This window comes from Methanobrevibacter sp. YE315, from assembly GCF_001548675.1.
Lineage (GTDB): Archaea > Methanobacteriota > Methanobacteria > Methanobacteriales > Methanobacteriaceae > Methanocatella.
Map to the genome: position 1 here is coordinate 1449064 of NZ_CP010834.1, position 24758 is coordinate 1473821.

General features: G+C 34.8%; 1 protein-coding gene. It reads right to left on the bottom strand.

Annotation, left to right across the window (positions count from 1 at the left end; all coding sequences use genetic code 11):
- A complete protein-coding gene (locus tag TL18_RS06540) occupies window positions 1-24621 on the bottom strand; it encodes a non-ribosomal peptide synthetase (RefSeq protein WP_067043166.1) in 24621 nt (8206 codons plus the stop codon).
- Window positions 24622-24758 lie beyond the last annotated feature (137 nt).

Below are 24758 nucleotides of genomic sequence, written 5' to 3' on the forward strand. Positions count from 1 at the left end.
TTACTCAAAATAATGTACCTCAATCAAATATTCGATGAATCGTTTAAGATATCCTTCATCACATTCAGGCCAGCTAAATCCTAAAGTGTTAAGAATGTCAAGGGTTAAATCCATTTTGACAAGTTCACCTGTATCACTTTCGTGGGATTCATTTTCGCCAGTCTCTTCAATGTCGAAGTCATCTATGGTTAAATCAGCTGTAATAATTCCCTGGATATTCTCGTCCATGTTTTGCTCATAGATTTTTCTAAACTCTTCATGGGTGACTTCCTCGATACCAAATCCGAATGAATTTAAAGCATCAATGATGTCCCTGGTCGGTATTAATTTGTCACTTACTGCATGGAATACTATGGATTCTTTCGGAGTTCTTGCAAGAGCAAGTATTGCTTTTGCCACATAATCTATTTGACTTAGTTCAACTATTTCTTCAGATATTGCTGGAGTGGTAGCTTTGAGATTCTTGAGGGCTTTGATACCATTCAGGAATGCATTTGTGTCATAATTTCTCTGGAATACTCCATCAGAGTGACGTGCCATAAGGTTTCCTACTCTTATTATTTTTGTATTCAAACCAGATAAAGCTTTTTCAAGCACCATTCTTTCTGACAGGAATTTACTGTTAAGGTATTTGTTGGACAAGTCTTGTCCCCAGTATAACGTTTTTTCATCACAATGCACATTGCTGAGGCCCGTATCTTCAGTGTATTCATCCAAAACACTGGTTGTTGATATTTGCACGTAAGTGATGTTGTTTGCTTCAGCAAATTCAAGTCCGTTGATTACTCCATCAACATTGACCCTAAAGATGTAATCGTCATGAGTATAGTGTTTTACAATGGCTGCACAGTTGATTATTGTGTCAATTGGATAATTTTCTAACTTTTTAAAGTCATCCAAGTTGGTTATGTCGCCTTCACTTAGGATTATGCGTGATCCAATAAGGTCGCTGAAGTCTTCGTCGAAGTAGTAATTCAATAAATCTATGAAACGCTCTTCGCAGGAATCGAATTGGCCTTTTCTTAACATACAGTAAATGGTTCCCTCTTCATTCTTGATGTATTCATATAACACATGAACACCCAGAAAACCAGTCACCCCAGTCAGCAATACATTGCCTAACTCCAGGTTTTTACCTTTGGCAAAGTTTTCAAAGGTATTTTTCTCTAAAAGATTATTTATTTCACCATAATCGTAGTTTTCAATAATGCCAATATCCAAATCATCTGTGTTTTCATCACCTGAAAGGAAACTAGCCAATTTTCTTGGAGTTTGGTTTTTGAAGATGTCATCATATTTCACGGCATAGTCTTGTTTGAGTAGCTCAATGATTAGTTTTGATGCGATAAGTGAGGTTCCTCCTATTTCAAAGAAGTTATCTTCTGCACCAACAATCTCTATGTCAAGTATGGATGAGTATATTGCACAGATTGTTTGCTCTAGCTTGTTTTTAGGAGGGACATATGTTAATTCTAATTTAGGTTCAGGTAATGCCTTTACATCTGTTTTGCCGTTAGGGGTTTGAGGTATTTCATCAATCTGCATGAAGACTGTCGGAACCATATATTGTGTAAGTCTTTCACTTAAGTATGCCTTGAGTGCATCCTTGTCGATTTTTTCATCTGCTGTGAAGTATGCGCATAAATGTTCATTGTTTCTGATTTTCTTGATTACAACAATATTCTGTCTGATATTAGGGAATTGGGATATGTTGGATTCGATTTCTCCGATTTCTATTCTCAGTCCTCTGAGTTTGATTTGGTTGTCGATTCTTCCCTTAATGTCAATGTCTCCATCAGGAAGTTCAATTGCATAATCTCCACTCTTATAGTATGGGATACCATCAATTTTCAGATATACCTCTTCTGTTTTATCCGGCATGTTGTAGTATCCCTTACCTACACCGACACCACCTATGTACAGCTCACCCATAACTCCTTTAGGCAGGAGTTTTCCGTCAATATCTCTTACATCAGTTATGTAGTTTCTTAAAGCTTTACCGATTGTAATGTTTTCAGGATCAGTTATTTCCTTATAGTTTGAAGCAATTGTAGCCTCAGTTGGTCCGTAACTGTTATATATTGCCGCATCACAGTATTTTTTTACTCCATTGAACGCCTGGGCTGAGAACTGCTCTCCTCCCATAACGATACATTTTGCACAATCAATCACATCACAGAACTCTTCAAATTCAAGATAGGATAACAATCTTGAAGGTGTGAATTCCATTACTTCAGGTTTTTCACGTTTAATCAGTTTGATTAGCTCAGCGATGCTTTTTATTTCATCATCATTTGCAAAGATGATTTTTATTCCGTTGGTTATACCTGTCAGAATATCTTCAAGAGATGTATCAAATGCGATTGTTGCAATACTTAATAGATTGCTGTATTCACATTTAGGGTTAGCTTCAGTTTGGTTACATGCATTTTCATGACTAATCATTACACCTTTTGGATTGCCTGTTGACCCTGATGTATAAATCATGTATGCCAGATCATCTGGAGTAAGGTCAATATCAGTATTCTCAACATTGCTTTCTTTGAGCAATTCTTTAATAGATAGTGAATTTGGTGCAAGACCATCTACATTAATTATGTAATCTGCTTGACTGTTTTCATAGATGTACTCAATTCTTTCTTTAGGGAACTTTAAATCAAGTGGTATGAAGGCACAACCTGCTTTTAATACACCGATTATTGAAGCAATCAAGTCACTGTTACGAGGGAGCATAATCAATATATTGCTTCTTGGCTTGACGCCTTTTTTAATCAATGCATTTGCTATACGATTTGACTTTTTGTTAAGCTCATCATAGGATAGTGTCTCATCTGTTGCAACAAGTGCAATTTCATCTGGCTTTTCATCCACTTGTGCTTCAAAACGTCTGTGTAAGAATGGGTTGACTACCTCTTCAAATTCAGGCAGCATTAAGTTGGTTGCAAGCTCAATGTCTTCAATTCTCAATTTATCCATATCATTCACGAAGAATTGTACTAATATGTATTTTATTGCCCTCAGGAATTCCTTAGCATAATCTTCAGTATAGATTTGGTCATTGTACTCGATGAAAATTCCAATGTTTTCCCCATCATCATAAATGTCCAGGTTAATTTTGTAGTCTGTTGCTACGGTTCCGTCAAGCTCTTCCATGGCATAGGTATTTCCATCCATTTCCAGTTGGTCTGTTTCGAATGCTCCGTGATATGCATAGAAGAATTCAGGTTTTAAGTGATATTCTTCGGAAAGTTTGGTATATGGATAATTGCTGTGCACTAAAGCGTCTTTCCAGGATTTATCTACCACCTTAATGAAGTCCTCAACCATCATTGACCTGTTTTCACTGCCGACCATGATTGGAAGTGTCTTTACCAGCATTCCCTGCGTATTGAAGTAGTTTGAGTTGGACCTGCCGTTGAAGATTGTTGTTATCAGTGCTTTATCTGAGAATGTAAACTTGTTTAGAGCCAGAATTGTAGCGCTCATGAACAGCACATTTGGACTTATTGAATGGTCTTGACAGAACAGCCTTACAAAGTTGGAATTAATAGAATCATAGATGAGTTTAATCTTACCGTCATCCGGATTTCCATTAATGTTAGGAGTTAAAACCGTAGACTCAAATCCTTGAGCAAACCTATCTTTATAATACTCTTTTGAAACTTCATTTTCACTAAGTTCTGTTTCAATTAGGCTGTAAACGAATCCGTCTACAATTTCCTCATTGATATCTCCTCCATTGTACAGGCTGAGTATGTCTTCATAAAGAAGGTCTATTGAAACTCCGTCTGTAATTATATGGTGGATGTCAAAGAACAGTACTGTTTCTGCTGGAGTTTTATAGATTTTGAATCTGAATAGCTGATTGTCATCCAATGGAATATACTTGATATCGTTGTCCATCATTTCCCTGTTGGTAATTGAATCAACTTCTACAATTTCAATTTCTTCAATTTCGACATCATCACATCTTTTTTGCCTTAATTCACCCTCAGAAGTAGTGATTATTCTTGTTTTAAGATATGGATGTGCTTCAATTGTATCAATTATTGCCTGTTTGAGTTTAAATGGATCGATATTGCTGTCGAAACGAATGGCTGAAGGCATTGTGTACTTGATTTCATCGGTTTGTGCACATTCATAGTAGATACCTAACTGATTTGATGTCAATGGGAATGAATCCATTGCCTCTGCGGTTTTGATAAGCTCTTCGACATCAATCTGTATGTTAATGTTGTTGTCAATCTTATCTGCAAGGTTTTGTATTGTTGGATTATTGAATAAGTCAGTTATCTCAATGTTAACGCCAGTCTCATTGTATATCAATGAATTCAGCTTCATCAATGTTAATGATGTGAATCCTATGGAGTACAAATCATCGGTTATACCAAATTCTTTAGCGCTTGAAAGTGATGAAACTAATTCAAATATTTTTTTCTCGGTTTCAGTTTCAGGTTGAACGAAATCAAGTGCCAGTGAAGGTTCAGGCAATGCTTTTATGTCTGTTTTTCCGTTTGGAGTTTGAGGCATTTCATCAATCTGCATGAAGACAGTTGGAACCATGTATTTAGTCAACTTGTTTTGCAAGTAACGTTTTAAGAGTTTGATGTCAATTTTTTCTTCTCCAGTGAAGTAAGCACATAAATGCTCACTGTTATTGATTTCTTTAATTACAACAACAGCATTTTTGATGTTCGGGAATCTGTTAATGTTGGATTCTATTTCTCCGATTTCTATTCTCAATCCTCTGAGTTTGATTTGGTTATCGATTCTTCCTTTGATGTCTATATCTCCGTCAGGAAGTTCTATTGCATAGTCTCCGCTTCTGTAGTATGGGATATCGTTTATTGTCAGGTATACTTCTTCGGTTTTTTCAGGCATGTTGTAGTATCCCTTACCTACGCCGACACCACCGATGTATAGCTCTCCCATTACACCTTTTGGAAGTAGTTTCCCATCTATGTCTCTTACTTCAGTTACATAGTTTTTAAGGGCTTTTCCGATTGTAATGTTTTCAGGGTCGGTTATTTCCTTATAGTTGGAAGCTATTGTTGCTTCTGTCGGTCCGTAACTGTTGTAAACTTTAGCATCACAGTATTCTTTAACTCCGTTGAATGCTTTGGCTGAGAACTGTTCTCCTCCCATCACAATACATTTTGCACAATCAATCACTTCACAGAACGTGTCAACTTCTAGATAGGATAACAGTCTTGATGGAGTGAATTCCATGACTTGCGGTTTTTCCTTTTTGATTAATTGTGTTAAGTCAACGACATTCTTGATTTCAGAATCGTTTGCAAAGATTATTTTTATTCCGTTGGTGATACCGGTTAAGATATCTTCCAAAGATGTATCGAATGCTATTGTCGCAATACTTAACAGATTATCGTATTCTGCCTTTGGATTTGCTTCAACTTGGTTACATGCATTTTCATGACCAATCATTACACCTTTAGGTTTTCCAGTGGATCCAGAGGTGTAAATCATGTATGCAGTATCGTCAGGAGAGATTTCTATGTCAGGATTTTCGATATTTTCCTCTTCAAGCAGTTCTTTGATGTCTAACGTAATATCATAAGTTTCGTTTGATATTATATAATCTGCCTGACTGTTTTCGTATATGTACTCGATTCTTTCCTTAGGATATTCCATATCGATTGGAATAAATCCACAGCCAGCTTTCAGGATACCGATTATTGATGCAATTAGGTTGCTGGTCCTTGGAAGCATGATTAGAATACTGTGTCTTGGTTCAACTCCACGTCTAATCAATCCATTGGCAACCCTGTTACTCATTTCGTTCAATTCCTTGTAAGTGTATTCCTCTCCATTTGAAACCAGTGCGATTTCGTCAGGTTTGAGTTCCACTTGCTTTTCAAAGCGTTTGTGGATAAATGGAGTTTCTAATGGGGTGAATGTTGGTAACTCTTTGGTTGTTTCAAGTTCAACATCACAGATTCTCATGGTATTGATGTCATTAGTTACAAATTGGTCTAGAATTGTTTTGGTTGAATTTAGGAATGTTTCAATATATCCTTCGGAATATAATTGGTCATTGTATGATATGCTTATTTCAATAGATGTATCATGTTTGAACACACTTAAATCTATTTTATATTCCATTATTCCATTGCCGTCGTCCAGTTCATAGTTTTCATAGTCATTACCACTCATTTCAAGACTTTCAGAGTCGGAATCTTCATCATATGAATAGAAGAATTCAGGTTTCAACTGATATTTGTCGGCAATCTTTGTGTATGGATATATGCTGTTGTTTATTGATTCAATCCATGTTTTGTCAACTGATTTGATGAATTCTTCAATTGTTTGTTCTCTGTTTTCCTGTTTGATAATCAATGGGATTGTTTTTACTAAAAATCCTTGGGTATTGAAGTAATTAGGGTCTGCTCTTCCGTTGAATATTGTTGTTATCAATGTTTTGTCGCTGAATGTGAATTTGTTCAGGTTCAATATGATTGCAGACATGACCAGTGAATTGTGTCCGATTGAGTTTTCAAGACAGAATTCGTCAATTTTGTTTATGTCAATGTTTATACCAGCGGTTTCCTGTTTTCCTTCTTCAGGATTTCCATTGAGGTCCGGAGTCAGTATAGTGGAATCGATTTCCTGTGATAATTTGTCGTCAAAGAATTTTTCGGCTGTTTCATATTTCTCACTGTTTTGAAGGTCATGTTCAATAAGGCTGAAGACATATCCATCAACGATTTCCGGTTCAATGTCTTCAAGGTTATATGCTCTTCCTATTTCTTCAAATAATATGCTTTGTGATGCTCCATCTGTGATTATGTGGTGGAAGTCACTGAAGAGTATGATTTCATCAGAAGTGTCATATATTTTGAATCTGAACATTTGTTCGCCGTCTAATGAAAATGCTTTTACATCGTTTTTGATAATCTCCTCATCAGTTATTGAGTCGACTTTGACGATTTCGATTTCATCTATTTCAGCATCATCGTTTCTGTACTGTTTTATGCTTCCATCATCTGAGAATACAATTTTAGTTTTAAGATATGGATGTGCTTCAATTACTTTTATTACTGCTTCTTTTAATTTTTCAGCATCAATTTCATTATCGAATCTTGTAACTGATGGCATTGTGTATTTGATTTCACCAGGACTTTGCATACACTCATAGTATACACCCAGCTGATTTTCTGTCAATGGGAAGTATTCCATTTTTCCGGACATTTCGACAAACTCATTCAGTTTGGAAGCGTTATCATCACTGCCTAAAATCTCATCCGCTAGCTTTTTGATTGTTGGGCTGTTGAATAAAATTGATATGTCAAGGTTCACATTCATTTCCTTGTAGATTAATGTGTTTAGCTTCATTAATGTCAAGGAGGTGTATCCTATGGCATACAAATCATCGGTCGTACCGAATTCATCGGTTTCGATTAGCTCTGATGCAATGTCGAACAATTTCTGTTCAGTTTCATTTTCAGGCTTTATATTTTCAAGTACTAACTTAGGTTCAGGCAATGCATTTATGTCTGTTTTTCCGTTTGGTGTTTGTGGTATTTCATCCAACTGCATGAATACTGTTGGAACCATATAATATGTCAGTCTTTCTTTTAGGAATTCTTTCAATGAATTTTTGTCAATTTCCTTTTCAGCTGTGAAGTAGGCGCATAGGTGATCGTTATCGTTTATTTCTTTGATTACGACAACGGCATTTTTGATATCATTGAATTTGTTGATGTTGGATTCGATTTCACCAATTTCTATTCTTAGTCCTCTGAGTTTGATTTGATTGTCTATTCTTCCTAGGAGTTCTATTTCACCGTCTGGTCTTGAGATTGCGTAGTCTCCACTTCTGTAGTATGGAATATCGTTGATGGTCAGGAATACTTCTTCTGTTTTATCTGGCATATTGTAGTATCCTTTACCTACACCGACACCTCCAATGTATAGTTCTCCCATTACTCCGCAAGGCAGGAGTTTTCCATCGATATCACGTACGTCAGTGACGTAGTTGTATAGTGGGTACCCAACGGTTATGTCGTTGACATCTGTTATTTCCTTATTGTTTGATGTGATTGTGGTTTCTGTTGGTCCGTAACTGTTGTATACGATTGCATCAGAGTGTTTTCTGAAGTTTTCATATACTTTGGTTGAGAACTGTTCTCCTCCGAGGAAGAGGCATTTCAAGCAGCTAATTGCTTTACAGAATTCAGGCACTTCAAGGTGTAACGCCAGTCTGGACGGTGTGAAATCTGCAACTTCCGGTTTATGTTTATTTATTAATTCAGTTAGTTCTGGTATGTTTTTGATTTCTGAATCGTTTGCAAATATGAGTTTAATTCCATTTGCAAGTGCTGTGAATATATCATCCATAGCTACATCGAAAGAAATTGTTGTAATACATAATAAGCTTTCGTATTCTGATTTTGGATTTCCAACTTCGTTACAGATGTTTTCATGTGAAATCATTACTCCTTTTGGATTTCCTGTTGAACCTGATGTATAAATCATATAGGCCAGGTCATCTGGTGTAATTTCAACATCTGGATTTTCGATGTTTTCCTCTTCAAGCAGTTCTTTGATGTCTAAGAAGTTGTCATGAGTTTCATTGGATATTATGTAGTCTGCCTGACTGTTTTCATAGATGTATTCAATCCTTTCCTTAGGATATTCCAAATCTATTGGGATATATGCACATCCTGCTTTTAAAACACCGAGTATTGATGCAATCATGTCGCTGTTTCTTGGAAGCATTACTAAAACATTATTTCTTGGTTCAACTCCACGTTTGATTAATGCATTGGCAACCCGGTTACTTAATTCATTCAATTCCTTGTAAGTGTACTCTTCTTCATTTGAAATCAGTGCGATTTCGTCAGGTTTGGTTTCAACTTGTTTTTCAAAGCGTTTGTGGATAAATGGAGTTTCAACTGGAGTGAATGTTGGTAACTCTTTGGTTGTTTCAAGTTCAACATCACAAATTCTCATGGTCTTAATGTCATTAGATACAAATTGCTCTAGAATTGTCCTGGTTGACTCGAGGAATTTTTCAATATAATCTTTAGAATATAATTGATTATTGTATGATACGTTTATATCAATAGCTGTACCATAATTGAACACATTAAGGTCTATTTTATATTCCATTATTCCATTGCCATCATCAAGTTCATAGTTTTCAAAATCTTTGCCATCAATTTTTAGACTTTCAGAATCGGAACCTTCATCATAGGAATAGAAGAATTCAGGTTTCAACTGATATTTACCAGCAATCTTTGTATATGGATATATGCTGTTGTTTATTGATTCAATCCATGTTTTGTCAACTGATTTAATGAATTTTTTAATTGTTTGTTGTCTGTTTTCATGTTTAATAATCAGAGGCAGTGTTTTAACTAAAAATCCTTGGGTATTGAAGTAATTCGGATTGGCTCTTCCGTTGAATATTGTTGTTATTAGTGTCTCATCGCTGAATGTGAATTTGTTCAGGTTCAATATGATTGCAGACATGAATAGTGAATTGTGCCCGATTGAATTTTCCAGACAGAACTCATCAATTTTGTTTATGTCAATCCTTATGGTAGCAGTTTCCTGTTTTCCTTCATCAGGATTTCCATTAAGGTCGGGAGTCAGTACAGTGGAATCGATTTCCTGTGATAACTTGTTGTCAAAGAATTTTTCGGCTGTTTTATATCTTTTGCTGTTTTGAAGGTCATGTTCAATAAGGCTGAAGACATATCCGTCAACGATTTCCGGTTCAATGTCTTCATTGTTATAGGCTTTTCCTATTTCTTCAAATAAGAGACCTTGTGATGCTCCGTCTGTGATTATGTGGTGGAAGTCACTGAAGAGTACGATTTCATCAGAAGTGTCATATATCTTGAATCTGAACATCTGTTCACCATCTAATGGAAATGCTTTTACATCGTTTTTGATGATTTCCTCATCGGTTATTGAATCGATTTTAACTATTTCGATTTCATCTATTTCAGCATCATCGTTTCTGTACTGTTTTATGCTTCCATCATCTGATACAATTCTTGCTTTAAGATATGGATGGAATTCAATAACTTTAATGATAGCTTCTTTTAATTTTTCAGCATCAATTTCATCATCGAATCTTGTAACTGATGGCATTGTGTATTTGATTTCACCAGGACTTTGCATACACTCATAGTATACACCCAGCTGATTTTCTGTCAATGGGAAGTATTCCATTTCTCTGGACATTTCAACAAAATCATTCAGTTTGGAAGTGTTATCATCGCTGTCCAGAATCTTTTCCGCTAACTTTTTGATTGTTGGGCTGTTGAATAAAATTGATATGTCAAGGTTCACATTCATTTCCTTGTAGATTAATGTGTTCAGCTTCATTAATGTCAAGGAGGTGTATCCTATGGCATACAAATCATCGGTCGTACCGAATTCATCGGTCCCGATTAGCTCTGATGCGATGTCGAACAATTTCTGTTCAGTTTCATTTTCAGGTTTTACGTTTTCAAGCTCTAACTTAGGTTCAGGCAATTTTTTGGTATCTGTTTTACCATTCGGCAATTGTGGAATTTCATCCAATTGCATGAATACTGTTGGAACCATGTAATATGTTAATCTTTCTTTTAGGAATTCTTTCAGTGAATCGGTATCTATCTCTTTTTCAGCTGTGAAATATGCGCATAGGTGGTCGTTGTTGTTGATTTCCTTGATTACAACAACGGCATTTTTGATATCTTTGAATTTGTTTATGCTTGATTCAATTTCACCTATCTCTATTCTCAATCCTCTGAGTTTGATTTGATTGTCGATTCTTCCTTTGATGTCTATGTCTCCGTCAGGAAGTTCTATTGCATAGTCTCCGCTTCTGTAGTATGGGATATTGTTGATTGTTAGGTATACCTCTTCGGTTTTGTCTGGCATGTTGTAGTATCCTTTACCAACACCGACACCACCAATGTACAGTTCACCCATTACTCCTTTAGGCAGAAGCTTTCCATCAATGTCTCTTACTTCAGTTACATAATTTTTAAGGGCTTTTCCGATTGTAATGTTTTCAGGATCGGTTATTTCCTTATAGTTGGAAGCTATTGTTGCTTCTGTCGGTCCGTAACTGTTGTAAACTTTAGCATCACAGTATTTCTTAACTCCGTTGAATGCTTTGGCTGAGAACTGTTCTCCTCCCATGACTATACATTTGGCGCAGTCAATCACTTCACAGAACTCTTCTACTTCAAGATAGGATATTAATCTTGAAGGGGTGAATTCCATTACTTGCGGTTTGTGTTCTTTGATTAATTTGATTAAATCCACGATGTTTTTGATTTCGGAATCGTTTGCAAATATTATTTTGATGCCATTTGTGATTCCTGTCAGGATATCTTCAAGGGATGTGTCGAATGCAATTGTTGCAATGCTTAATAGATTGTCATATTCACATTTAGGGTTTGATTCAGCCTGGTTGCATGCGTTTTTGTGACCAATCATTACTCCTTTTGGATTTCCTGTTGATCCTGATGTGTAAATCATGTATGCAAGATCATCTGGAGTAATGTCAACATTAGGGTTTGATGTATTTCTTTCTTCAAGCAGATCATAGATGTCCAGCGCATTGTCTGCTTTTCCATCTGCTGTTATGATGTAATCGGCCTGACTGTTTTCGTAGATGTATTCAATTCTTTCTTTAGGATATTCCAAGTCAATTGGGATGAATGTGCATCCTGCCTTCATGATACCTATTATGGTCGCTATGAGGTTACTGTCCCTTGGAAGCATTGCCAGAACATTGCTTTTTGCTTTAACACCTCTATTTATGAGAGCATTGGCTATACGGTTTGCCTTGATGTTAAGTTGCTCATTGGTTAATGTGGCATCTGTTGCAACAAGTGCAATGCTGTTTGGGTTTGTTTCAACTTGTTTTTCAAAGCGTTTGTGGATAAATGGAGTTTCCACAGTGCTGAATGTAGGTATTTCTTTGGTGGTTTCAAGTTCCACATCACAAATCACCATTTCATTAATGTCATTTTCCATGAATTGGCCTAAAACGAGTTTCATGGAGTTTATAAATGTTTTGATGTAGTCTTCTGTATATAATTCGTCATTGTATTGAATTATAAAGTCTATTTGTTCTTCTGAAACATCAACATCGAAGTTTATCTTATATTCTGTTGTATTCAGGTCATCTGCAACCAATTCTCTTTCTTCATAAACTGTTCCATTTATCATGCGAGGTTCTGAATTATAGAACTCCTGATATGTGAAGAAAAATTCCGGTTTCAATTGATAAGCTTCTGCAATACTTGTGTATGGGTAAATACTGTTAGTCATGCTGTCTTTCCATACTTCATCAACATCATTTATGAATTCTTTAATTGTCACTTCCCTATTTTCGTTGTTGAATATTAATGGGAGTGTTTTAACCAGGAAACCTTGTGTATCATAGTATTGCGGATTGGATCTTCCATTGAAAATGGTTGTTATCAGTGTTTTGTCACTGAATGTGTATTTGTTTAAGGTTAATATAAGGCTTGAGAGGAACAATGAGTTTTGACTGAATGAATGGCGATTACAGAATTCCTTAATTTCATTGGCATCGATTGTTTCAATTACACTTTGCAGTTTGCCTTCATCCGGATTACCGTTAATGTTAGGGGTTAACACTGTAGATTCGATTTCCTGTGATAGTTTTTCATCGAAGAATTCCTTAGCTTTATCGTAGGCATCACTATTTTTATGCTTATCCTCAAGAAGGCTGTAAACATATCCGTCGACAATTTCAGCATTTGCTTCGTTTCCTTCATAAATATTTGCAATGTCATCAAAGAAATTAATCTGTGATACACCGTCAGTGATTAAGTGGTGGAAATCAGTAAAGAGCACTATTTCATCAGGTGTCTTATATATTTTGACTCTGAATAACTGTTCACCGTAAAGGGAAAATGCCTTTACATCATTTTCAAGTATTTCTTCATCACTTATTGAATCCACTTCAACAATTTCTATTTCATCCATTTCCACATCATCACATCTTTTCTGTTTCAGCTCTCCTTCATCATTGATGAGAATTCTTGTTTTGAGATATGGATGAGCATCTATTGTTTTGATTACTGCTTCTTTTAATTTTTCCGCATCAACATCACTACCTAATCTCATGGTAGTCGGCATTGTGTATTTGATTTCCCCAGGACTTTGCATACACTCATAGTATACGCCAATTTGATTATCAGTCAACGGCAGGTAATCCATGCTATTTGCCAATTCAATGATTTCAGATAAATCTGAATCCTCATCACTGTCTTCGATTTGTGATGCGAGCTTTCTGATTGTTGGGTCATTGAACAGTACTGAAATGTCTATGTTTACACCCATTTCAGCATAGATTAATGAGTTGAATTTCATTAATATTAATGATGTAAATCCGATTGCGTATAAATCATCGGTTACACCGAATTGATCAGTGTTGATGAGTTCTGCTGCAATTTCAAAGAGTTTTTCTTCCAATTCGTTTTCTGCTTTTACGTTTTCTAAATCCAATTTCGGTTCAGGCAGCGCTTTCACATCAGTTTTACCGTTTGGTGTTTGAGGCATTTCATCAAGTTGCATGTATGCGGTAGGAATCATATACTTGGTTAATTTATCTTTTAGGAAGTCTTTTAAGCTACGGGAGTCAACTTCATCCTCAGCAGTATAATAAGCGCATAAATGGTCGTTGTTGTTGATTTCCTTGATTACGACAACTGCCTGTTTTACTGATGGGTATTTGTTGATGTTGGATTCGATTTCACCGATTTCTATTCTCAGTCCTCTGAGTTTGATTTGATTGTCTATTCTTCCTTGAATGTCTATTTCACCATTTGGAGTTTCAATAGCATAGTCTCCGCTTCTGTAGTATGGGATATCGTTGATGGTTAGGAATACCTCTTCTGTTTTATCAGGCATGTTGTAGTATCCTTTACCTACACCGACACCACCGATGTACAGTTCACCCATAACTCCTTTAGGCAGGAGTTTTCCATCAATATCACGCACATCAGTAACATAATTGTCCAATGGGAAACCTACAGTAATATCATTGCTGTCTGTGACTTCTTTGTTGTTTGATGTGATTGTGGTTTCTGTTGGTCCGTAACTGTTGTATACGACTGCATCGGAGTATTTTTTGAAGTTTTCATATACTTTGGTTGAGAACTGTTCTCCTCCAAGGAATACGCATTTCAGACAGCTTATTACTTCGCAGAATTCCGGCACTTCAAGATAGGATGCAAGTCTTGACGGAGTGATTTCTGATACCTCAGGTTTTTCATCATCAATTAATCTTATTAACTCTGGAATGTTTTTGATTTGAGTATCACTTGCCAATATCAATTTCAATCCGTTTGAAAGGGAAGTCAGGATATCATCTACTGATACGTCGAATGATATTGTTGCAAGACATAACAAACTTTCATATTGTGATTTAGGGTTTTGCACTTGATTTGCAATGTTTTCATGTGAAATCATTACTCCTTTCGGATTTCCTGTTGAACCTGATGTATAAATCATATATGCCAAATCATCAGGACCAACTTCAGCATCAGGGTTTGATGTATTGGTTTCTTTGAGCAATTCTTTGACATTCAATGCATTATCACTGTCTTCGTCGGAAATGATGTAGTCTGCTTGACTGTTTTCATAGATATAATCAATCCTGTCTTGAGGATACTCCAAATCGATTGGAATGTATGCACATCCTGCTTTCAAAATACCTAGGATTGATGCAATGAGGTCACTGTTTCTGTGAAGCATCACTAAAACATTATTTTTAGGTTTGACTCCTTTCTTAATCAGCGCATTTGCAATACGATTCGCTTTTTTGTTAAGTTCATCTGCAGTTAGCGTTGCATCTTCAGCAACAAGAGCAATGTTGTCAGGTTTTGCTTCGACTTGCTTCTCAAAGCGCTTGTGGATAATTGGAGTTTCCACAGGAGTGAAAGTAGGCAACTCTTTTTGACTTTCCAGTTCAATATCGCAGATTCTTTGCTTTTCAATATTTGTATTGACAAACTGTTCTAAAACAAATTTCATTGAATCTATGAAAGTTTTAACATATTCTTCACTATATAATTGGTCATTATACTGGAGATAGAATTCAAACTTGTCATCATATGCATTTAAATCTAGATTAATTTTATATGCGGTTGTTAGCAGGTTGTCATCTGATAACTCATAATCCTGATAATCTTTATCATCGATTACGATTCCATCCGCATCCAGGAATTCCTGATAAGTGAAGAAAAATTCCGGTTTCAATTGATAATCTTCTGCAAGGCGTGTATAGGAATATTCACTATGACTTATTGTATCTTTCCATACTTTGTCAATGCCATTGATGAATTCCTTGATAGTTTCATGTCTGTTTTCGTTGTTGAATATTAATGGGAGTGTTTTTACTAAAAATCCTTGTGTACTGTAGTAATATGGGTTTGATCTTCCATTAAAGATAGTTGTTATCAATGTTTTATCGCTGAATGTGTATTTATTCAATGTCAATGTAAGGGCAGACAAAATCAACGCATTCTGACTTAGTGAATATTTATTACATAAATCCTTGATTTCAGCAGAATCAATCTCATCCAAGAGAGTTTTTATATTGCCTTCATCTGGATTTCCATTAAAGTTTGGTGTCAGGACTGTGGATTCGATTTCCTGTGATAGTTTTTCATCAAAGAACTCTTTGGATTCGCTATATTTGGTACTGTTTTTAGCATCTTCTTCAATAAGGCTATAGACATATCCATCTATTATTTCCTGTGATAACTCTTTATTTTCATAAGCTTTTGCTATGTCAGTAAAGATATTGATTTGTGATACTCCATCTGTAATGATGTGGTGGAAGTCAATGAACAATACTGTTTCATCTGGGGCTTCGTATATTTTGAATCTGAATAGTTGTCCATCAATTAAAGCAAAGTTTTTAACATCGTTTTTGATGATTTCATCATCGCTTATTGAATCGACTTTAACAATTTCGATTTCATCAATTTCAGCACCATCATTTCTCTTTTGTTTTAGTGAACCGTCTTCGGTAGTTATGATTCTGGTTTTGATGTATGGATGAGCTTCAACAGTTTTAATTACGGCTTCTTTTAATTTATCTGCTTTTACATCGCTTTCAAATCTTATGACTGTCGGCATGGTGTATCTGATTTCATCAGGATTTTGCATGCACTCATAGTATACACCCAACTGGTTTTCAGTTAATGGGAAGTAATCCAATTTGCCGGCCAACTCAATGAATTCTTCTAAATCAGAATCCTTATCAATGCCTTTGATTTGTGATGCGAGCTTTCTGATGGTCGGATCGTTGAACAGCACTGAAATGTCTATGTTTACACCCATTTCCGCATAGATTAATGAGTTGAATTTCATTAATATCAATGATGTAAATCCAATTGCGTATAAATCATCAGTTACACCGAACTGATCAGTATTGATGAGTTCTGCTGCAATTTCAAAGAGTTTTTGTTCAGTTTCATTTTCAGCTGCAACATATTCCAAGTCCAATTTTGGTTCAGGCAATGCATTTATGTCTGTTTTTCCATTTGGTGTTTGTGGCATTTCATCTAACTGCATGTATGCAGTAGGAATCATATACTTGGTTAATTTGTCTTTTAGGAAGTCTTTTAAGCTTCTTGGCTCAACATTTTCATCAGCAGTATAATAAGCGCATAAGTGGTCATTGTTGTTGATTTCCTTGATTACAACGACAGACTGTTTTACTGATGGGTATTTGTTGATGCTTGATTCGATTTCACCAATCTCTATTCTTAATCCTCTTAATTTGATTTGGTTGTCTATTCTTCCTTGAATGTCTATTTCACCATTTGGAGTTTCAATAGCATAGTCTCCGCTTCTGTAGTATGGGATGTCATTTATGGTTAGGAAAACCTCTTCGGTTTTGTCAGGCATGTTGTAGTATCCTTTACCTACACCAATACCACCAATGTACAGTTCACCCATTACACCTTGTGGCAGGAGTTTTCCATCAATATCACGTACATCAGTAACATAATTTTCTAAAGGAAGCCCAACAGTTATGTCATTGCTGTCTGTGACTTCTTTGTTGTTTGATGTGATTGTGGTTTCTGTTGGTCCGTAACTGTTGTATACGACTGCATCGGAGTATTTTTTGAAGTTTTCATATACTTTGGTTGAGAACTGTTCTCCTCCAAGGAATACGCATTTCAGACAGCTTATTACTTCGCAGAATTCTGGCACTTCAAGATATGATGCAAGTCTTGACGGAGTGATTTCTGATACCTCAGGTTTTTCATCATCAATTAATCTTATTAATTCAGGAATGTTTTTGATTTGGGTATCGCTTGCCAATATCAATTTCAATCCGTTTGAAAGGGAAGTCAGGATATCATCTACTGATACGTCGAATGATATTGTTGCAAGACATAACAAGCTTCCATATTGTGATTTAGGGTTTTGCACTTGATTTGCAATGTTTTCATGCGAAATCATTACTCCTTTCGGATTTCCTGTTGAACCTGATGTATAAATCATGTACGCCAAATCATCTGATGTAATTTCAACATCAGGGTTTGTTACATTTGTTTCTTTGAGCAGTTCATTAACGTTCAATGCATTGTCACTGTCTTCATCGGAAATGATGTAGTCTGCTTGACTGTTTTCATAGATATAATCAATCCTGTCTTGAGGATACTCCAAATCGATAGGGATATATGCACATCCGGCTTTCAGAATACCTAGGATTGAAGCAATGAGGTCACTGTTTCTGTGAAGCATCACTAAAACATTATTTTTCGGTTTTACTCCTTTCTTAATCAGTGCATTTGCTATACGATTTGCTTTTTTATTAAGCTCATCTGCAGTTAGCGTTGCATCTTCAGCAACAAGAGCAATATTATTTGGTTCTGCTTCGACTTGTTTCTCAAAGCGCTTGTGGATAATTGGAGTTTCCACAGGAGTGAAAGTAGGCAACTCTTTTTCACTTTCCAGTTCCACTTCGCTAATCATTAATTTGTTAATGTCATTTTCAATAAACTGATTTAAAACCAGATTAAATGAATCTAAGAATTTTTGAATATATTCCTCACTATATAATTGATCATTATAATCCAATTTAAATTTAATATTGTCTTCAAAGACGAAAAGGTCAAAATTAACTTTATAATTTAGATTATAGATATCATCAGAACTTAATTCATATTCCTCATAGATTTTACCGTTTATTGTAATCTCCTCTGATTTGAAGAATTCTTGATATGAGAAGAAGAATTCTGGTTTTAATTGGTAATTTTCTGCAATATGAGTATATGGATATTCAGCATGATTTATTGTATCTTTCCATACATTGTCAATGCCTGTAATAAATTCTTTAATAGTTTCTTGTCTGTTTTCATTGTTGAATATTAATGGAAGTGTTTTTACTAAAAATCCTTGAGTATTGTAGAAATATGGGTTGGATCTTCCATTAAAGATAGTTGTTATCAATGTTTTATCACTGAATGTGTATTTATTTAAAGTCAATGTGAGAGCTGACAGGAACAATGCATTTTGACTCAATGAATAATCATTGCAGAATTCCTTAATATATTTTGAATCAATTTCTCGAATAATTGTTTTTAATTCTCCCTCATCCGGATTTCCATTAATGTTTGGAGTTAAAACTGTGGATTCAATTTCTTGAGATAGTTTTTCATCGAAGAACTCTTTAGACTTTTCATATTTCTCAGTATTTTTAGCATCTTCTTCAATAAGGCTGTAGACATAGCCGTCTACTATTTCCCGTGATAACTCTTTATTTTCATAAGCTTTTGCTATGTCTGTAAAGATGTTGATTTGTGATACTCCATCTGTAATGATGTGGTGGAAATTAGAGAACAATACTGTTTCATCAGGTGTTTCGTATATTTTAAATCTGAATAGTTGTCCCTCAATTAAAGCAAAGTTTTTAACATCATTTTTGATGATTTCATCATCGCTTATTGAGTCAACTTTAACAATTTCGATTTCATCAATTTCTGCATCGTCATTCTTTTGCTGTTTTAGTGAACCGTCTTCTGTAGTTATGATTCTGGTTTTGATGTATGGATGAGCTTCAACAGTTTTAATTACAGCTTCTTTTAATTTATCTGCTTTTACATCGCTGCCAAATCTTATGACTGTCGGCATGGTGTATCTGATTTCATCAGGATTTTGCATGCACTCGTAGTATACCCCCAACTGGTTTTCAGTCAATGGGAAATAATCCAATTTGCCGGCCAACTCAATGAACTCTTCTAAATCAGAATCCTTATCACTGTCTTTGATTTGTGATGCGAGATTTCTGATGGTCGGGTCGTTGAATAAAACTGACATATCTATGTTAACACCAGTTTCCGCATAGATTAATGAGTTGAATTTCATTAATATCAATGATGTAAATCCAATTGCGTATAAATCGTCGGTTACACCGAACTGATCAGTATCCACAAGTTCTGCTGCAATCTCGAAGAGTTTTTCTTCCAATTCATTTTCTGCTTTTATGTTTTCTAAATCCAATTTTGGTTCAGGCAACGCTTTTAGGTCTGTTTTTCCGTTTGGTGTTTGTGGCATTTCATCTAACTGCATGTATGCGGTAGGAATCATATACTTGGTTAATTTGTCTTTTAAAAAGTCTTTTAAGCTAGCAGTATCAATTTCATCATCCGCAGTATAATATGCGCATAAATGATCATTGTTGTTAATTTCTTTAATTACAACGACGGTTTGTTTTACAGAAGGATATCTATTAATGTTGGATTCGATTTCACCGATTTCTATTCTTAATCCTCTTAATTTGATTTGATTGTCTATCCTTCCTAGAAGTTCTATTTCACCGTCAGGCCTTGAAATGGCATAGTCCCCGCTTCTGTAGTATGGAATGCCGTTAATGGTTAGGAATACCTCTTCGGTTTTATCAGGCATGTTGTAGTATCCTTTACCTACACCGACACCACCGATGTACAGTTCACCCATTACTCCATAAGGCAGGAGTTTCCCATCAATATCACGCACATCAGTAACATAATTGTATAACGGATAACCGACGGTTATGTCATTTACGTCAGTTACTTTCTTGTTGTTTGATGTAACTGTGGTTTCTGTTGGTCCGTAACTGTTGTATACGATTGCATCGGAGCATTTCCTGAAGTTTTCATACACCTTGGTTGAGAACTGCTCTCCTCCGAGGTACAGGCATTTCAGGCATTTGACTGCTTCGCAAAACTCTTCCACTTCAAGGTGTGAAGCCAATCTGGATGGAGTGAAGTCAGCAACTTCAGGTTCATGCTCTTTAATTAATTCAGTCAATTCCGGAATGTTTTTGATTTGACTGTCATTTGCAAATATGAGCCTAATTCCGTTTGCAAGGGATGTGAATATGTCATCCATAGCTACGTCAAAGGATATTGTAGTAATACACAATAGGCTTTCATATTCAGATTTTGGGTTTTCAACTTCATTACAGATGTTTTCGTGTGAAATCATTACTCCTTTTGGATTTCCAGTTGATCCGGATGTATAAATCATGTATGCCAAATCATCAGGAGCAATTTCAACGTTAGGATTTTCAGTATTTTTCTCCCTGAGCAATTCTTTAATGTCTAATGAGTTCTCCTTAGCTTCATCTGAAATGATGTAGTCGGCTTGACTGTTTTCATAGATATAGTTGATTCTGTCTTGAGGGTATTCCAAATCAATCGGGATGTATGTGCATCCGGCTTTCAGAATACCAAGGATTGATGCTATGAGGTCGCTGTTTCTGTGAAGCATTACCAAAACATTGCTTTTTGGTTTTACTCCTTTTTTAATCAAAGCATTTGCTATACGATTTGCTTTTTTGTTAAGTTCATCAGCGGTTAATGTTGCATCTTCAGCAACAAGAGCAATGTTGTCCGGATTTGCTTCAACTTGCATTTCAAAGCGTTTGTGGATGAATGGATTTTCCACAGGAGTGAAAGTAGGTATTTCATAATTTTTATTCAGTTCAATTTCACTGATTCTTAATTTTTCAATATCCTCATTGATGAATTGATTTACCGTATTTAAAACACCGGTTAAGAATCTTTTAACATATTTTTCAGTGTATAACTGATTATTATATAATAAATGCAATTCAATATTGTCTTCACTTTCATTGACATCAAATGTTATTTTGTAATTGGTTTCGATAGTTTCCAGACGAGTATACTGATAATCCTTACCGCTTATGGTGATTATTTCTTCATCAAAATTATTGTAAGTGTACATGAACTCCGGTTTTAATTGGAATTCATTTGAAATCTTTGTATATGGGAAATCAGAATGCCTAATGGTTTCTTTCCAGATTTCATCAGTTTGATTTAACAATTCTTTAACGGGAATGTTCCTGTCTTCATTGATGGAAAGTATTGGCAGAGTTTTAACTAAAAATGCCTGTGTATTATAGTAATCAGAACTTGGTCTGCCGTTATAAATGGTTGTTATTAATGTTTTGTCTGAAAATGTGTATTTATTTAAGTTCAATATTGTACTGGCCATAAATAAGACATTAGGACTTATCCTTTCAGCGGCACAGAATTCCCTAATCAATTGAGGGTTGATGTTTTTGGATACGAAATCTAGTTTTCCATTATCCGGATTTCCATTTAAGTTAGGAGTAAGAATAGTTGAATCAACTTCCTGAGTTAACAAATCATGGAAATATTTTTCAGAAGCAATGTATTCTTCACTGTTTTCATTTTCTGCTTCAATCAATGCATTGGCATATCCGTCAATAGCCTCTTTTTTGATTTCTTTACCTTCATAGGCATGGCCAAAGTTTCTAAATAACTTAATAATGGATTCCCCATCGGTTATCAGGTGATGTATGTCTATGAATAATATGACTTCATCATCAGTTTCATATATCTTAGCCCTAAATAGCTGCCCACCCAACAGCTCGAATTTTTTTGTGTTGAGATTTTGAATTTCCTCATCGCTGATGTTTGGCACTTTAACGATTGGAATGTCTTCGATGGCAATTGAATCATCACGTTTATGCATTAGCTTATCACCATGCATGACAATTCTGGTTTTAAGATAAGGATATGCATCAATTACTTTAATGACTGCTTCTTTTAATTTTTCAGCATCAATTGACTTGTCAAATCTAATGATGTTCGGAAGATTATATTGTGGGACGTCAGGGTTCTGAATGCATTCGTAGTAAACCCCCAACTGGTTTTCAGTCAATGGAATATACATTGAATTTTTAGAATCTTCTATAATCTTATTTAAATCACCTGTGTCTTTAGCATTTTCAATTAAATCGACAATCTTTCTAATTGTTGGGTTGTCAAGTAATTTAAAAATGTTTATATTGAATCCCATTTCCTCATAGATTCTTGATGCATATTTCATCAATGTCAATGAAGTAAATCCGATGGCATATAAGTCATCGGTTACACCGAATTCAGTAGTTCCTGAAATTTCTGATGCAATATCGAATAATTTTTCTTCCAGCTCTGTTTGCGGAGGCACTAATTCCAGGTTAAGTATTGGTTTAGGAAGTGATTTTATGTCTGTCTTTCCGTTTGGTGTTTTTGGCATTTCATCCAACTGCATAAACACTGTTGGAACCATGTATTTTGTCAATCTTTCTTTTAGGAATTCTTTAAGTTCATTGATATCAATTTCATGTTCAGCGGTGAAATATGCACACAAATGATCTGCATCATTAATTTTTTTAATTGAAACAATATTTTCTTTTATATGAGGATATTGGGAGATGTTTGATTCTATTTCTTCGATTTCTATTCTTAATCCTCGTAGTTTAATCTGATTATCTTTTCTTCCTTTAAAAATAAATTCCCCATCAGGTGTTTTAATCGCATAATCTCCACTTCTACAGTACGGAATTCCATTGATTTCAATAAATGTCTCATTAGTCTGGTCTAAATTATAATATCCTTTACCAATGGAAGGTCCTCCAAAGCATAATTCACCCATTACTCCATCAGGCAACAGTTTTCCGTCAATATCCCTAACATCAGCTATGGAATTTTCTAATGGTTTGCCTATGGTGATGTTGACGTCATCATTTATATTTAAAGGAACTGGAGATAAGAAATTGCCCTCACTTTGCCCGTAAGCGTTAAATATGGTGGCATCCGTGTATTTTTCAAGGGAGTAAAATTTTTTTGCAGGAAAAACTTCTCCACCCATAATGAATGCTTTAAAACAATTAATTGAATCACAGAATTCATCGATTTCCAAGTAAGATAAAAATCTTGAAGGAGTCATTGTCACGGCTTCAGGTTGAGTATTATTGATTAATTCAATCAAATCAGGAATGTTTTTAACTTCTTTATCATTGGCAAATATCAATCTAATTCCATTAGTTATTCCAGTTAAAATATCCCTTAAGGACATGATAAATGAAATTGTTGAAATAGTCAAAATGCTGTCAAAATCTTTCATAGGGTTTCCTGTTATCTGGTTACACATTCCTTTGTGACTAATCATTACTCCTTTAGGATTTCCTGTAGACCCTGAAGTATAGATTATATAAGCCAAATCATCGGGTTCAATATCGACATTAGGACTTTCAGTATTTCCGTTGCAAATTAACTCCTCAATACTCAAGGAATTTTTCCCGGATTTTTCAGTGATAATATAATTCGCATGACTGTTTTCATAAATATAATTAATTCTTTCTTGAGGATACTCAGGATCAATCGGAACAAAAGCACATCCTGCTTTCAGAGTACCTATAATGGACGCTATCAAATCACTGCTTCGGTGAAGCATTATCAAAATATTGCTTTTTGGTTTTATTCCCTTTTTGATAAGCGCATTGGCAATCCTATTGGATTTTTCGTTGAGTTCACGGTAAGTTAATTTTTCACCATTTGAAATAAGTGCAATGTTATCCGGAGTTTTTTGGACTTGTTTTTCAAAACGCTTGTGGATGAATGGGATTTCTATTTCTTTAAATTGAATATTTTCATTTTCTTTAACAAGAGAAATATCAGATAATGTTGATTTGGTAATGTCGATTGATAAAAATTGATTTATGATTGTTATAATACTTTTTAAGAAAAGATTGACATATTTGTCAGAATATAATTGGTCATTATAATAAGCGGATAATATGAATTCTTCACCATTTTTTTGGATATTGAGATAAAAATTATATTTATATTTGAAAGAATTGAAATTCAATTCTTTATTGAAAGCGTAATAGAATTCTGGATGGAGTTCATATCCATCAATTATTTTGTCAATTGAAAATTTAGAATATTTTAGATTTTCCAGGTAATCGTTTTGGATGTGCATTAAATAATCTTTAATGGATATTTCCCTATTTTCAAAATCAGTTGTGAAAATTATATTATTTTCATGAAAAATTAAATTTTTATTGGAAAAATTAAATTTATTCAATGCTAATGAAGTACCAGCTAAAAAAAGTATATTTTCAGAAATTGAATTCTGTTTGCAAAATTCTGCAATTTTGTCTTTTTTTATTTTTAATTCATTTTTATTTAATTCCGGTTTTTTAACCCCATTTAAATCAGGGCTAAGCATTGTTGATTCGTCAAAATCTTTGACAAGTCTTAAAAAATATTTGTTATAATTTATATTTTTATCAATCATATTTATCCCATCTCACCGTTTAACTATTAATAAATATATTTTTTGATTAAAATAAAGTTTGACTATTTTAACCAAATTTTATTAAAAAAAGATTCGAATAAGTTAAATCAAAATAGCAATATAAAAAAATAAGGGAA

Bases quoted from the DNA above. Each gene is read 5' to 3' on its own strand.
- TL18_RS06540 (WP_067043166.1), bottom strand. From the start codon at position 24,621: ATGATTGATAAAAATATAAATTATAACAAATATTTTTTAAGACTTGTC.